Origin of the sequence: Kitasatospora sp. NPDC087271 (assembly GCF_044744605.1) — a bacterium.
GTDB lineage: Bacteria > Actinomycetota > Actinomycetes > Streptomycetales > Streptomycetaceae > Kitasatospora.
Genome location: NZ_JBIUYQ010000002.1, coordinates 472,195 through 486,309, shown reverse-complemented (window position 1 = coordinate 486,309; position 14,115 = coordinate 472,195). Strand labels below are relative to the sequence as shown.

Here is a 14,115-nt window from a genome sequence, read left to right as displayed (position 1 = left end):
AAATCGAAGAGTCCGGCATTCTTTTCCGGATATTCACGTGTCTTCGCCGGAGTGCCGGATACCGGAGTGCGGGACGGGTCGATCTGTCCCGGAGTGCCGTATTCGGGTGTTCTTCGGGTGTTCTCGTTCCGGGGGTCGAATCCGTGGAAACCGCGCGGCCCCGCCGGGGGTTCACGGGCTTGGATCCCTTGCCGCGTAAGGGTCTCGGGTCTACGCGCGTCGCCTGCCCCGGCCAGCAATCCCGCCCGAAACCCCCGGTAGTCTGGAGTTCCCCCGCCTCACCGAAGACACCACCGGGAGTGCCAGTGGCACGCGTCGTAGTCGACGTCATGCTCAAGCCGGAGATCCTCGACCCCCAGGGCCAGGCGGTGCAGCGTGCACTGCCCCGTCTCGGATTCACCGGGATCGCCGACGTCCGCCAGGGCAAGCGTTTCGAGCTGGAAGTGGAGGGCCCGGTCGACGACGCCGCGCTCGCCCGTATCCGCGAAGCCGCCGAGACCTTTCTCGCCAACACCGTGATCGAGGACTTCACCGTCCGCGTCGAGGAGGCGGCGAAGTGACCACCCGCGTCGGCGTCGTCACTTTCCCCGGCTCCCTCGACGACCGTGACGCCCAGCGCGCGGTCCGCCTGGCCGGCGCCGAGCCGGTCGCGCTCTGGCACCGTGACAAGGATCTCCACCAGGTCGACGCCGTCGTCCTGCCGGGCGGATTCAGTTACGGCGACTATCTGCGCTGCGGCGCGATCTCCCGCTTCTCGCCCGTGATGGACACCGTCATCGAGCAGGCGAAGCTGGGAATGCCGGTCCTCGGTATCTGCAACGGCTTCCAGGTGCTCTGCGAATCGCACCTGCTGCCCGGCGCGCTCACCCGCAACGACTCGCTGCACTTCGTCTGCCGCGACCAGAAGCTGCGCATCGAGAACACCGGTACCGCCTGGACCCGGGATTACTCGGCGGGCCAGGAAATCGTCGTTCCGCTGAAGAACGGCGAGGGCCGGTTCGTCGCCGAGGAGCGCGTCCTGGACCAACTGGAGGCGGAGGGCCGGGTGGTGGCCCGTTACGTGGCCCGCGGCGATGCCGCCGACGGATGCGGTAACCCGAACGGTTCGTACCGCGACATCGCAGGCATCACCAACGCCGCCGGCAATGTCGTCGGCCTGATGCCGCACCCGGAGCACGCCGTGGAGCCGCTCACCGGTCCGACCGTCGAGGGCCTGGGCTTCTTCACTTCCGTCCTGAAGCAGCTGGTGAACGCCTGATGAGCCTCGACACCGTCAAGAACGCCGAGCAGACGCCGGACGTCGCCCAGCCCTGGGCCGAACTCGGGCTCAAGGAGGACGAGTACGCGCGCATCCGCGAGATTCTCGGCCGCCGCCCGACCGGCGCCGAACTCGCGATGTACTCGGTCATGTGGTCGGAGCACTGTTCGTACAAGAGCAGCAAGGTCCACCTGAAGCAGTTCGGCGACAAGAAGCCCGACTCGGACGCGATGCTCGTCGGCATCGGCGAGAACGCCGGTGTGGTCGACGTCGGCCAGGGCTACGCCGTGACCTTCAAGGTCGAGTCGCACAACCACCCGTCGTACATCGAGCCCTACCAGGGCGCGGCCACCGGCATCGGCGGCATCGTGCGCGACATCCTGGCGATGGGCGCCCGCCCGGTCGCCGTGATGGACCCGCTGCGGTTCGGCGCGGCCGACCACCCGGACACCCGGCGCGTGCTGCCCGGGATCGTCGCGGGCATCGGCGGCTACGGCAACTGCCTGGGCCTGCCGAACATCGGCGGCGAGGTCGTCTTCGACTCCTGCTACCAGGGCAACCCGCTGGTCAACGCGCTGTGCGTGGGCGTCATGAAGCACGAGGACATCCACCTCGCGCAGGCCTCCGGCGCCGGCAACAAGGTCATCCTGTACGGAGCCCGCACCGGCGGCGACGGCATCGGCGGCGTCTCCGTGCTCGCCTCCGAGACCTTCGACGACACCAAGCCGACCAAGCGTCCGGCCGTCCAGGTCGGCGACCCGTTCCAGGAGAAGCTCCTGATCGAGTGCACCCTGGAGATCTTCCGGGAGAAGCTCGTCAAGGGCATCCAGGACCTGGGCGGCGCGGGCCTGTCCTGCGCGACCTCGGAGCTGGCGAGCGCCGGCTCCGGCGGCATGCGGGTCGAGCTGGACACCGTGCCGCTGCGCGACAACACGCTCTCGCCCGAGGAGATCCTCATGAGCGAGTCGCAGGAGCGCATGTGCGCCATCGTCGAGCCCGGCAAGGTCGACCGCTTCCTGGAGATCTGCGAGAAGTGGGACGTCATCGCCACCGTCATCGGTGAGGTGACCGACGGCGAGCGCCTGGAGATCTTCTGGCACGGCGAACTCGTCGTCGACGTGCCGCCGCGCACCGTCGCCCACGAGGGCCCGACCTACCAGCGCCCGTACGCCCGCCCGAGCTGGCAGGACGCGCTGCAGGCCGACGCCCCCACCGGCGAGCGGCTGGCCCGCCCGACCACCGGCGAGGGCCTCAAGGCCGACCTGCTGAAGGTCGCCGGCTCCCCGAACCAGGCCTCCAAGTCCTGGATCACCGACCAGTACGACCGCTACGTGCTCGGCAACACCGTGCTCTCGGTCGGCGAGGACTCGGGCATGATCCGGATCGACGAGGAGACCAACCTCGGCGTCTCGGTCGCCACCGACGGCAACGGCCGCTACACCAAGCTGGACCCGTACACCGGCGCCCAGCTGGCCCTCGCCGAGGCCTACCGCAACGTCGCGGCCGGCGGCGCCAAGCCGCTCGCGATCTCCGACTGCCTCAACTTCGGCTCCCCCGAGGACCCGGACGTGATGTGGCAGTTCGCCGAGGCCACCCGCGGCCTGGCGGACGCCTGCCTGGTGCTCGGCACCCCGGTCACCGGCGGCAACGTCTCGCTGTACAACCAGACCGGCGAGGTCGCCATCCACCCGACCCCGGTGGTCGCGGTGCTCGGCGTCATCGACGATGTCACCCGGCGCACCCCGGTCGCCTTCGCCGAGGAGGGGCAGCTGCTCTACCTGCTCGGCGACACCGCGGACGAGCTCGGCGGCTCGGCCTGGTCGCAGGTGGTCCACGACCACCTCGGCGGTCTGCCGCCCAAGGTCGACCTGGAGCGCGAGCGGCTGCTCGGCGACATCCTGATCGCCGCCTCGCGCGACGGCATGATCGACGCCGCGCACGACCTCTCCGACGGCGGCCTCGGCCAGGCGCTCGTGGAGAGCTGCCTCAAGGGCGGCCACGGCGCGCGGATCATCGTGCCCGAGGGCGCGGACCCGTTCGTGTTCCTGTTCTCCGAGTCGGCCGGCCGCGCCGTCGTGGCGGTGCCGCGCAGCGAGGAGCTCCGGTTCAACGACATGTGCACCGCGCGCGGCCTGCCGGCCACCCGCATCGGTGTCGTGGACGGCGAATCCCTGGACGTCCAGGGCCAGTTCACCGTCTCGCTGGCCGAGCTGAAGGACGCCCACACCGGCGTCATCGAGGCTCTGCTCGCCTGACCCGCGCGGTTCGAGGGGCGGACGGTCCGACGGGGCCGTCCGCCCCTCGGCGTGTGCGGGGCCGTCCGCCCCTCGGCGTATGTTGGGGGCCATGCCCCCCAAGCCCCGTACCTACCAGCCGCAGAAGGTGCGCACCGCGCTCGCGGCGCAGACCGGCGCGCTGCGCGACGCCGTCCGGCAGCTGTGTGAACGCCCGGACGCCGAGCAGTGGTTGGCCCGGCCGACCAGGCTGGGGGAGTGGACCGTCCGCGAGCTGATCGCGCACCTCGCCGTCCAGCTCGACTTCGTCCCCGAGCACCTCGACGATCCGCTGGAGGGGCGGGCGCCGTTGGACCTGCCGGGGTGGGTGGCCGCGGTCGGCACGGTCGCGCCGCTGCTCGACGAGCAGGCCCGGGCGAGGGCCGCGGGCGACTTCGGCGGGGACGCGGCCTCGGTGGCGCAGGCCTTCAGCCGGGCGGCGGACGCGCTGACCGGTCTGCTGGACCGGCCCGAAGCCGCCGACCCGGTACGGCGGTTCGAGATCCGGCTGGGCTCGATGACACTCGCCGACATGCTGGTGACCAGGCTGGTGGAGACCGTCGTGCACGCCGACGACCTGGCCGCCGCGCTCGGTCTCGACGGCTTCCCGCACGACCGCCAGGCCGTCGCCGCCGTCACCCGGCTGCTGGCCGACGCCTTCGCCGACCGCGCGCCGGGCGGCGCGGTCGAGCTGCGGATCCCGCCGTACGCCGTCGTGCAGGCCGTCGAGGGCCCCCGGCACACCCGGGGCACCCCGCCGAACGTGGTCGAGACCGACCCGCTGACCTGGATCCGGCTGGCCACCGGCCGGGCCGACTGGGCCGCCGCGGTGGACGCGGCGGCGGTCTCCGCCTCCGGCGAGCGCAGCGACCTGCGGGAGTACCTGCCGGTGCTCGGGTAGCCGCGCTTCGGGGGGCGTCCTACGGCACCGACGGCCCGCTGAGGTAGGTGCCGTTCTCCGAGTACGGCCAGGCGTTGGGCTCGCAGCCCTTGAGCCCGTAGATCTGCTGCATCATCGCGGGCGCCGGCTTGCCCGGGCCGGGGCAGGTCTCGTGCCCGTGGCCTATCCGGTGGCCGACCTCGTGGTTGATGATCAGCGCCCGGTACTCGTCGAGCGGGCCGCTGAACTGCGGTGAACCGGTGTTCCAGCGCTTGGAGTTGACGAGCACCTGGTTGCCGACGTTGCAGTTCACCTCGCCGTGGGTGTCCAGGCCGGAGGCGCCGCAGATCCGGTCCACGGTGGCCGGCGAGGCGATCTTCACGGTGAAGTCGTACCCGCCGCCGGCGACCAGCTGGAAGCCGGTCCTGCGGTCGTTGGTCCAACCGCGCCTGTCGCCGAGGAAGCCGTGGATCTGGGCGGCGGCGGCGCCGGCGTCGATGCCTATGCCGTCCTCGACCTCCACCCGGTAGCGGCGCACGGTGCCGCGTCCGACCGGCTGGGCGGTGGCGGCGGCGATGCTGAAGGTGCCCGCGCCCTTGGCCGGGCCGGGGTCGGGCGTGGTGGGCGTGGCGGGGGTGGGTGTCGAGGACGGGACGGGGGGCTCGCTCGGGGTGTCGGTCGGCGTCGGGGTCGGCGTCGGGCCGGCGGGGGAGGGAGCCTGATCGGTCGGCGGGGCGATCCGTGCCTGGGCGGTCGGCCCGCCGTCGGGCGCGTCGGAGGAGCGGGTCAGCACGACCGCCGTACCGCCCAGCACCGCCACCGCCGTGACCAGCGCCGCGAGCATGCCGGGCCCGAGCCGGCGCGGCGGCCGTCGGCGTCGTCGGCCGCGGGCACTGCCGCTCCTGGCGGCGGATCTGGCTGCGGGCATGATCGACACCCTGGCATGGCGAACGGGTGAATGTCCACATACCGGGTATGCAGGCGCCCGGCGGCCGCCGCCGATCCCGGGACGGCGGTTGACCCTGGCGTCCCGGATGGCAGACTGCCTGCATGGCGATTCACCGGAATCTTCTCGACGGCCCCGATCCGACCCTTCTCCCGGAGGACGAGCAGCCCTACCGCATGCTGGCGGAGGAATCGGCCTCACCCACCCAGGTGGCCGCCGACTTCCCGACCTTCTGCCTCGCCTGGGCGATGCTCGCCGACGACGCCTACGCGGCCGGCCGCTACGTCGAGTCCTACGCCTACGCCCGCACCGGCTACCACCGCGGCCTGGACGCGCTGCGCCGCAACGGCTGGAAGGGCCACGGCCCCGTGCCGTGGGAGCACCGCGGCAACCGCGGCTTCCTGCGCTGCCTGGCCGGGCTCGCACGGGCGGCCGGCGCGATCAAGGAGACCGAGGAGGAGGCCCGCTGCTGGCAGTTCCTGAAGGACAGCAGCGCGGAGGCGTACGCGGAGCTGAAGCAGTAGACCCGCACGGCTGCTGAGGCAGCAGACCCACACACGGGTGCGCCCCCCGGTGAAGTCCACCGGGGGGCGCACCCGCGTTCACGCCGTGGCCGGGCTCAGCCCGGCCGCCGGGCTCACTTCAGGCGGTTGCCGGCCGAGCGCAGCTGCTGCGCGGCCTCCAGCACACGGGCGGCCATGCCCGCCTCGGCGAGCTTGCCCCAGGTGCGCGGGTCGTAGGTGTTCTTCTTGCCGACCTCGCCGTCGACCTTCAGCACACCGTCGTAGTTGCGGAACATGTGGTCCACGACCGGGCGGGTGAAGGCGTACTGGGTGTCGGTGTCCAGGTTCATCTTCACGACGCCGTTCTCCAGCGCGGTGGCGATCTCCGCCGCGGTCGAGCCGGAACCGCCGTGGAAGACGAAGTCGAACGGGTCGGTCTTGCCGTACTGCTTGCCGATCGCGTCCTGCAGCTCGCGCAGCAGCTCCGGCTTCAGCACGACGTTGCCCGGCTTGTAGACGCCGTGCACGTTGCCGAACGAGGCGGCCAGCAGGTAGCGGCCCTTCTCGCCCAGGCCCAGCGCCTCGGCGGTGCGCACGGCGTCGTTGACGGTGGTGTACAGCTCGTCGTTGATCTCGTGGGTGACGCCGTCCTCCTCGCCGCCGGTCGGGGTGATCTCGACCTCAAGGATGATCTTGGCGGCGGCGGCCTGGGCCAGCAGCTCCTGGGCGATCGCCAGGTTGTCGGCGAGGGTCTCGGCCGAGCCGTCCCACATGTGCGACTGGAACAGCGGGTTCTGGCCCTTGGCCACGCGCTCGGCGGAGACCGCCAGCAGCGGGCGGACGTAGCCGTCCAGCTTGTCCTTCGGGCAGTGGTCGGTGTGCAGCGCGACGGTGATGTCGTACTTGGCGGCGACGATGTGCGCGAACTCGGCCAGCGCCACGGCGCCGGTCACCATGTCCTTGTTGTGCTGGCCGCCCAGGAACTCCGCGCCACCGGTCGAGATCTGGATGATGCCGTCGCTCTCGGCCTCGGCGAAACCACGCAGTGCGGCGTGCAGGGTCTGCGACGAGGTGACGTTGATGGCCGGGTAGGCGAACTTGCCCGCCTTGGCCCGGTCCAGCATCTCGTTGTAGACCTCGGGAGTTGCGATGGGCATGCGATCCGCTCCTGTCGGGTTGCGGCGTACGGACGGTGCTGTCCGACGCTGTGTACGCCTTCGGTACGACTCCGTGCCGGCCGCCGACGCGCGGCGCTGCGGTGTGGCTCTCCGGCACCAAGGTTCGAGCGACCTCCGCGGTACGGCAATGAGGGTGGTGTGCCGCTGCGGACCGGACGCCCGTGCCATCCTCCCAGACTCGTGCCCGCAGGTCAGCAGGAGCCCGCCAGTCGGACCGTCGCCGCCGCCGACGCGGACGGCCCGCTCCTGCGACGTTCGGCGGACACCGGATACACCTGCCGGGCGAAGCCTCCGTACAGGACGGCCCGCTATCCTGCGGCCGTGGACTACAACCAGCTGGCCGTCAACCTGCTCGACGCCAAATCACTGATCTCGTCCCTCGGCGCCATCGGGCTGATCGCGATCATCTTCGCGGAGACCGGCCTGCTGGTCGGCTTCTTCTTCCCGGGTGACTCACTGCTGATCATCGCCGGCGTCGCGGCGTCGAACGCCGCCTCGTCGGTGCTCGGCGACGGCGCCAAGCTGCCGATCGCCGTCCTGCTCGTCGGCGCCCCGGTGGCTGCGGTCGCGGGGGCCCAGCTCGGGCACCTGATCGGGGTCAAGGTCGGGCCGAAGATGTTCGACAAGCCCGAGTCGAAGATCTTCCGCCGCGAGTACGTGATGAAGGCGGAGGAGTACTTCAACAAGTTCGGGCCCGGCAAGGCCGTGGTGCTGGCCCGCTTCATGCCGATCGTCCGGACCTTCCTCAACCCGGTCGCGGGCACCCTGGAGATGCCCGCCCGGACGTTCTTCCTGTGGAACGTCATCGGCGGCGTGCTCTGGACCGAGTCCATGCTGCTGATCGGCTACTTCTTCGGCGACGCGCTCGCCCCGGTGATCGACAAGTACCTGATCCCGGCGGTGCTGCTGATCGTCCTGCTCTCGATCTCGCCGATCCTTATCGAGGTCCTGCGCGAGCGCAAGAAGCGGAAGGCCGGCGGCGCCGTGGAGAACGCCGAGGCCGACGCCGTGCAGAGCGGCGGCCGCCACCGGCGCGGCTGAGCACCGGGGCTTCGCGCACGACACGCGAAGGGGCCGGGTCCCGTCTCACGTTTCACGTGAAACAGGACCCGGCCCCTCGTGCTGTCAGGTCCGGCCGGGCTCAGAGGCCCAGGTCGTCCAGGGTGTAGGCGGTCACGTACGGCAGGCCCTGCGCCTCGACCGCGGCCGCGCCGCCGCGCTCCACGATCACCGCGACGCCGACCACCTCGGCGCCCGCCTCGCGCAGCGCCTCGACGGCGGTCAGCACCGAGCCACCGGTGGTGGAGGTGTCCTCGACCGCCAGCACCCGGCGGCCCTTGACCTCGGGGCCCTCGATCCGGCGCTGGAGGCCGTGCGCCTTGCCCGCCTTGCGGACCACGAAGGCGTCCAGCTCACGCCCGCGCGCGGCGGCGGCGTGCAGCATCGCGGCGGCCACCGGGTCGGCGCCCAGGGTCAGACCGCCGACGGCGTCGTACTCCAGGTGCGAGGTCGCGTCCAGCATCACCCGGCCGACCAGCGGGGCGGCCTGGCCGTCCAGCGTGATCCGGCGCAGGTCGACGTAGTAGTCGGCCTCCTTGCCGGAGGAAAGGGTGACCTTGCCGTGTACGACGGCCTTGTCCTTGATCTGTGCCAGCAGGGCGTCGCGGTCGTTGCTCATGAGCGTCCAGTCTAGGCCCTCTCCCGCCGGTCAGCGCCGGCGCAAGGCCCTGACCAGCACCACGGCGCCACCCAGCAGCGCGACCCCGCCGCCGATCACCCACGGCACCGCGCTGCGGCCGCCCGAACCCGGCACCACGATCCCGCCGGCCTCGCCGCCCCAGCGGGACGCCGCCCGGGCCCGGGCACTACGGGCCGGCAGCGCCGGGGCGTACCGCCCGCGCGGCGGCGCGTGGTCCACCTCCTCGGCCGACCGGCCGACGATGCTGCGGCGCACCGGGCCGCCGCCCGCCGGCTCCTCCTCGTACTCGAAGAGCGGCTCGGCGGGGAGCTCCTCGGCGACGCCCTCCTCGGGCCCGTCCCCGTCGCCGCCGCCGGTGGGCAGGCCGAAGCGCTCGGCGTCGGCGTCGGAGAAGGCGATCAGGTCGGACAGGTCGTCGTCGAGGTCGTCGCCGGGCTGGTCCTGGTGCTCCTCGATGAACACCACGCCGGCGTCGGTCCCGGTCCCGCCCTCGGCCCCGGCCTCGCCACCGGTCTCCGTGTCGCTCTCGCCGTCGCCGTCGCCGTCGCCGTCGCCGTCGCTCTCGCTCTCGCTCTCCGGCTCGGGCTCGGCGTCCGGGGAGGCGAGCGCGGTGGCGAACCGGTCCAGCAGCCGGCGGCCGGCGGCGTCGAGGGTCTCCTCGTCGAACTCGGTGAGCCGGCCGGTGGCGCTCAGGTCGCCGGTGAAGCGGACCACCGCGGTACCGTCCTCGGCGCCGTCCGCGACGCTGACCCGGACGGTGGCGGTCGCCTCGCCGCTGCCACGGGCCTCCTGGCCCTCGGCGAACACGGTCAGCACGCCCTCGCGCCCCTCGATCAGGGACAGCACGCCCCTGTACGTGATGGTGGAGCCGCCGATCCGCAGCTTCAGCCGGCCGCCGATCTCCTCCGCCGGCCCACCGCCGACCGCGGCCGGCTCGGTGCTCAGCCCCGGCACGCTACGGGCCAGCAGAGCCGGATCCTGCAAGGCCTGCCGCACCAACTCGGCGGGCATCGGGACGACAACCTCATGCTCCATGTCAGGGAGCCTACCGACCCAACCCCGCCCGGTCCCCACCCACCGCCACCCGACTTCCCCGGACCACCGGTGTCCAGCCCCGCGCCCCCGGCTCAGCGGGGGCCGAGCAGGGTGAGGGCGGCCGGGGGGTGGGCGGGGCGGAGGGCGGCGAGGCGGGTGGCGGAGCCGCGGAGGCCGTCGGGGGTGAGGGCACGGGGCGGTGGGGCGTCGGGGGCGAGGGTGAGCGGGGGCCGGGCGGCGGCCGCGAGGAGGAAGGTCTGGGCGGCGCCCGGCGGGTCGGGGCGGCAGCTCGCGGTGGCGCTGCCCTGGACGGAGTACGGGACGGTCTGCAGTCCCGCCGTCCGCAGGCCGGACTCGATCGGCCAGAGGCCGTCCGGGTCGCCGCCGGCCCGGACGGCGACGCGGCCGCCGGGGGAGAGCAGCCGGGTGGCGAGGCCGTAGAACTCCTGGGAGTGGAAGGTGACCGGTCCGCCGTCGGCGGGCGCGGGCAGGTCGGCGAGCACCACGTCGTACGGTCCGCCGGCCGTGGCGGCGCCGCGCAGCCAGGCCATCGGGTCGGCGGCGGTGGTGTGGACGCGGGGGTCGTCGAGGGAGTGGTCGGTGAGGGCGGCGAGCCCGGGGTCGGTGCGGGCGAGCCGGGGGAGCGCGGGGTCGGCGTCGACGAGCCGGACGGAGCGGACGCCGCGGTGCCGGAGCACCTCGCGCAGGGCGAGGCCGTCGCCGCCGCCGAGGAGCAGGACGCGGGCGTCCGGGCCGGCGGCCATCGCCGGGTGGACCAGGGCCTCGTTGCCGCGGTACTCGTCCGGTCCGCAGACGGTGAGGCGGCCGTTCAGGTAGAGCCGGAGCGGGCCTTCGGTGGGGCCGGTGAGCACGATCTCCTGGGAGCGGCTGCGGGCGGCGAAGCGGACCTGCGCACCGTAGAGGGCGTGCCGGGCGGCGCGTTCGATGGCACCGGAGCCGGCGGCGGCCGCGGCGAGCAGGGCGAGGACGAGCGCGCAGCCGCCCCAGAGCAGGAGCCGTATCCGGGGGGCGGGTTCCTCGCGGAAGAGCCAGAGCACGACGGCGGCTCCGGCGACGGCGTTGACGGCGCCGGTGACGAGGGCGCCGTCGCCGGGCCCGAGGCCGGGGAGGATGAGGAAGGGGAAGGCGAGGCCGCCGATCAGCGCGCCCACGTAGTCGGCGGCGAAGAGGTCGGCGGCGGCGCGGCCGGCGTCCTCGCGCCGGATCCGCTGGATGAGGGTCATCAGGAGCGGGATCTCGGCGCCGATGAGGATGCCGATGAGGCAGGTGAGGCCGACCATGGCGGCCTGGTAGCGGCCGATCCAGGCCCAGCAGGAGTAGAGCGCGAGGACGGAGAGGCCGCCGGTGAGCGCGAGGGCGCATTCGACCAGGGCGAAGGCGGTGGCGGGCTGCCGGGTGAGGCGTTTGGCGAGGAGCGAGCCGAGGCCCATCGCGAACACCATGACGGAGAGCACGACGGAGGTTTGGGTGACCGAGTCCCCGAGCAGGTAGTCGCCGAGCGCCACGAGTTCGAGTTCGTAGACGAGTCCGCAGGCCGCGCAGACGAACGCGGCCAGCAGGACGGTGAGGCGGGCCAGCCGGGGGTGGGAGCGCAGCCGGGACCGACGGCGGGCGGGCAGGGGGGCGAGGCTCCGCCCGGGCCGAGGTGGGGCGCCGTCGTCGAGGTCCACTCGCGAGCGGGCGGGTGGACCGGCCGGATGGTTGATCACGAACAAACGCTAGGGGACGTTCGGGACGGATAGCTGCGCCCATTCGACGGACAGTGTGGGACGCCGGATTGACGAATCGTTCCTGCGTACGATTCATAGGCCATGGCGGGATCGGCGACCCTACTCGGACGGCTGGCGGTCATGCCCCGGACACCACCAGCGAGGAGCGGGTGCAGACCAGCCGGCCCTCCTGCGGGTAGGCGTGCCATGTCCGCCAGAGCAGCCGGTCGGCGCCGCCCTGGGTGACCAGCGCGGTGAAGGCGCTCGGGTCGCCCGGGAACACCCCGGCCAGGCCGCGCGGGTGGCCCTCGACCAGGGCCAGCAGTTCCTGCGCGCGGGCCGCGAAGTCGTGCGGGGGCAGCGCCTCGATCCGGGCCGCGAACTCGTACTCCCAGCCGCCGACCTGCTTGGCCACCCGGGCCGGCAGCGGGGTGCGGCGCCCGGGCAGGCAGGCGACGGTCTCCAGGCACTCGCCGGGGCCGGCGGCGATCACCACCTGGTGCGAAGCGCCGAGCAGCCGCAGCTGGAGGGCGCCGGACGCGGCGGGGTGGCCGCCTCCGTCGAGTCTCAGGTCGCGGACCGCGAGAGCGGGCAGCGGGTCGCCGCCCAGGCACCAGGCCAGGTCACCGGCGCGGGTGTCCGTGTAGGAGGTCTGCAGTGTGGTGAGCATGCTCGGCTCCGCGTTTCAGCTCCGTGCGCGCCCGCCGAGCAGCACCGAGTAGGCCTAGGCGATGGCGAGGCTGTTCGTGGCTGTGCGGCCCTGGGCGCGGCCGACCGTGGAAGGAGGGATTCCGGCTGGAGATTCAGCAGCAGAGAAGCATGAATACGCCGGGTCCGCCGGTGATTTACCCAACTTTGTCAAGCATTCACCGTTTCGAGCACACCTGCTTCCCGGCTCTGATCGACCCGGTGTGCGACTCTGCACAGCGCGCGCCCCTATGGCCGGGTCGTGCGCCGTGCACGCTGGTAGTGCGCCGGGTGCACGCCTCGTGCGCCGCCGCCCTGCACGCACCGGGCGGCAGGGCGGTCGGAGCGTTCCGTCGAGGCCGATGGAATTGCCTCACAGACATCATTCAATCGTCAACCAGGCGTCAACCAACCATGACTGTCAGGCGAGTTGACAAGAACTGGGCCCACTCGCCGGGCCATCATTGCTCCCCTCACGGCCGGGGGTCGATCGGCGCGAGCACCCCGAGCCGGTCCTCGACCGCCTGGGCCGCCTCCAGGCAGAGGTCCTCCCGGAACGCCCGCCCGACGAGCTGCACCCCGGTCGGCAGTCCGTCGGCCAGGCCGGTGGGCACCGCCACCGCGGGCAGCCCCGCGAAGCTGGTCACCTTGCACAGCCGCATCGCCGTGCGGACCAGCTCCCACCCGGCCGCGTCCCGGGACTCGATGCCCGGTTCGACCGGCGGTTCGGTGAACACCGGTCCGAGCAGCAGCGGGTACTCGTCCAGGAATTCGGCCCAGGAGCGGCGGATGCCCAGCCAGCTCCCCATCAGCTCCATGAGCTCGGCGGCGGTCGCGGGCGGGGTCCGGGCCATCGTCAGCTCGATGTAGCGGTCGCCGCCCGGGCCGAGCAGGGGGCGTACGGCGGGCCACTTGGGTGCGAACTCGGTCATGGTGATCCGGTCGCACACCTCCAGGGCCTCGTCGAGCCGCGGGACGTCCGCCACCTCGCGCACGTCGTACCCGGCGTCCCGCAGCGCCGCCGCCGCGCGTTCGACCGCGGCCCGGACCGTCGGGTGGACGCCGTGGCCGCCCGGATCGGCCACCACCGCGACCTTCACCGGCCCGGGCAGCGGCTCGCCGTAGCGCGGCACGGGCAGGGCGCGCGGGTCGCGCGGATCGGGGCCGGCCAGCACCTCGTAGGCCAGCCGGAGGTCGGCGACGCTCCGGGCGAGCGGGCCGTCGGCGACCAGCCACTGGGAGGCCGGCCCCGGGTCCTGCGGCCCGAACGCGCGGTGGTCGGCGGGGAACCGGCCGTTGGACGGGTTCAGCCCGGCGACCCCGCAGAACGCGGCCGGGACGCGGATGGACGCGCCGGAGTCGTTGCCGAGCCCGAGCGCGGCCAGTCCGGTCGCGACGGCCGCGCCGTCGCCGCCGCTGCTCCCGCCCGGGGTGCGGCTGCGGTCCCACGGGTTGGTGGTGTCGCCGTAGAGCTCGCTGCGGGTGTGCATCCCGGCCAGGATCATGGTGGGCATGTTGCTGTGCCCGATCGGTACGGCCCCGGCCGCGCGCAGCCGGGCGACCGGGGGAGCGTCGGCCCGCGCCACCAGGTCGCGGAAGCGCGGCACCCCGAAGGTGGTGGCCACGCCCTCGATGGCGGTGGTCTCCTTCACGGTGAACGGCACGCCCGCCAGCGGGCCGGGGTCCTCGCCCGCGGCCAGGCGCCGGTCGAGTTCCCGGGCCTGCACCCGGGCGCGCTCCGCCAGGACCTGGGTGACGGCGTTCACCTGCGGGTTCACCGCGCTGATCCGCTCCAGGTGGCTGTCGAGCAGTTCGACGGCCGAGACCTCTTTGCCGCGTACCGCCGCCGCCTGCGCGGTGGCCGTCAGTCGCCACAGGGCGTCCTGCATGACGTACTCCCCTCCTCGTTCCGATGCGCTCGTATCG

General features: G+C 73.0%; 13 protein-coding genes. 6 read left to right on the top strand and 7 right to left on the bottom strand.

The genetic code is table 11. From position 1 onward, the window contains the following. The first annotated feature begins 305 nt into the window (after positions 1-305). The 4 genes from purS (at position 306) to ACIO9K_RS05285 (ending at position 4,432) form a co-directional block, all read left to right on the top strand. The gene (gene purS, locus ACIO9K_RS05300) at positions 306-560 is read left to right on the top strand and encodes a phosphoribosylformylglycinamidine synthase subunit PurS (protein ID WP_045692676.1); all 255 of its coding nucleotides are present in this window, start codon (positions 306-308) and stop codon (positions 558-560) included. Beyond that, on the top strand, positions 557-1,258 hold the full coding sequence (gene purQ, locus ACIO9K_RS05295) for a phosphoribosylformylglycinamidine synthase subunit PurQ (RefSeq protein WP_363579827.1): 702 nt from the start codon (positions 557-559) through the stop codon (positions 1,256-1,258). Before purS ends, purQ begins: the two co-directional genes overlap by 4 nt. After that, positions 1,258-3,513: a phosphoribosylformylglycinamidine synthase subunit PurL gene (gene purL, locus ACIO9K_RS05290; RefSeq protein ID WP_363579826.1), complete on the top strand. Its 2,256-nt coding sequence runs from the start codon at positions 1,258-1,260 to the stop codon at positions 3,511-3,513. The genes purQ and purL overlap by 1 nt, the downstream gene beginning before the upstream one ends. Positions 3,514-3,604: 91 nt before the next feature. Further along, positions 3,605-4,432: a sterol carrier family protein gene (locus ACIO9K_RS05285; protein WP_363627883.1), complete on the top strand. Its 828-nt coding sequence runs from the start codon at positions 3,605-3,607 to the stop codon at positions 4,430-4,432. A gap of 19 nt (positions 4,433-4,451) precedes the next feature. Here the strand turns inward: ACIO9K_RS05285 and ACIO9K_RS05280 are convergent, their stop codons facing one another. After that, positions 4,452-5,339 (bottom strand): DUF3152 domain-containing protein, encoded by an 888-nt coding sequence (locus ACIO9K_RS05280; protein WP_400327208.1) that lies wholly within the window; start codon positions 5,337-5,339, stop codon positions 4,452-4,454. 122 nt (positions 5,340-5,461) lie between these two features. Between ACIO9K_RS05280 and ACIO9K_RS05275 the strand changes: the two genes are divergently transcribed. After that, complete coding sequence (locus ACIO9K_RS05275; RefSeq protein WP_350876615.1) at positions 5,462-5,881, top strand: DUF3151 domain-containing protein; 420 nt, start codon at positions 5,462-5,464, stop codon at positions 5,879-5,881. Between the two features lie 113 nt (positions 5,882-5,994). Here the strand turns inward: ACIO9K_RS05275 and fbaA are convergent, their stop codons facing one another. Further along, positions 5,995-7,017: a class II fructose-bisphosphate aldolase gene (fbaA, locus tag ACIO9K_RS05270; RefSeq protein WP_063348525.1), complete on the bottom strand. Its 1,023-nt coding sequence runs from the start codon at positions 7,015-7,017 to the stop codon at positions 5,995-5,997. Between the two features lie 342 nt (positions 7,018-7,359). Here fbaA and ACIO9K_RS05265 point away from each other — a divergent pair, with 342 nt between their 5' ends. Next, entirely contained in the window at positions 7,360-8,079 is a 720-nt protein-coding gene (locus ACIO9K_RS05265; protein ID WP_363627881.1) for a VTT domain-containing protein, read from the top strand. A gap of 100 nt (positions 8,080-8,179) precedes the next feature. Here the strand turns inward: ACIO9K_RS05265 and pyrE are convergent, their stop codons facing one another. The 5 genes from pyrE to ACIO9K_RS05240 form a co-directional block, all read right to left on the bottom strand. Beyond that, positions 8,180-8,716, bottom strand: a complete 537-nt coding sequence (gene pyrE / locus ACIO9K_RS05260; protein ID WP_280673778.1) for an orotate phosphoribosyltransferase — start codon at positions 8,714-8,716, stop codon at positions 8,180-8,182. Positions 8,717-8,746: 30 nt separating this feature from the next. Beyond that, positions 8,747-9,772 carry an SRPBCC family protein gene (locus tag ACIO9K_RS05255; RefSeq protein WP_400327205.1) on the bottom strand — a complete coding sequence of 342 codons (1,026 nt, stop codon included), beginning with the start codon at positions 9,770-9,772 and terminating at the stop codon, positions 8,747-8,749. A gap of 92 nt (positions 9,773-9,864) precedes the next feature. Continuing rightward, positions 9,865-11,502 (bottom strand): polyamine aminopropyltransferase, encoded by a 1,638-nt coding sequence (locus tag ACIO9K_RS05250; RefSeq protein ID WP_400327203.1) that lies wholly within the window; start codon positions 11,500-11,502, stop codon positions 9,865-9,867. 139 nt (positions 11,503-11,641) lie between these two features. Further along, positions 11,642-12,172: a DUF2617 family protein gene (locus tag ACIO9K_RS05245; RefSeq protein WP_363619443.1), complete on the bottom strand. Its 531-nt coding sequence runs from the start codon at positions 12,170-12,172 to the stop codon at positions 11,642-11,644. A 490-nt stretch (positions 12,173-12,662) separates the two neighbouring features. Next, positions 12,663-14,078, bottom strand: a complete 1,416-nt coding sequence (locus ACIO9K_RS05240) for an amidase (protein ID WP_400327201.1) — start codon at positions 14,076-14,078, stop codon at positions 12,663-12,665. Positions 14,079-14,115: the final 37 nt, after the last annotated feature.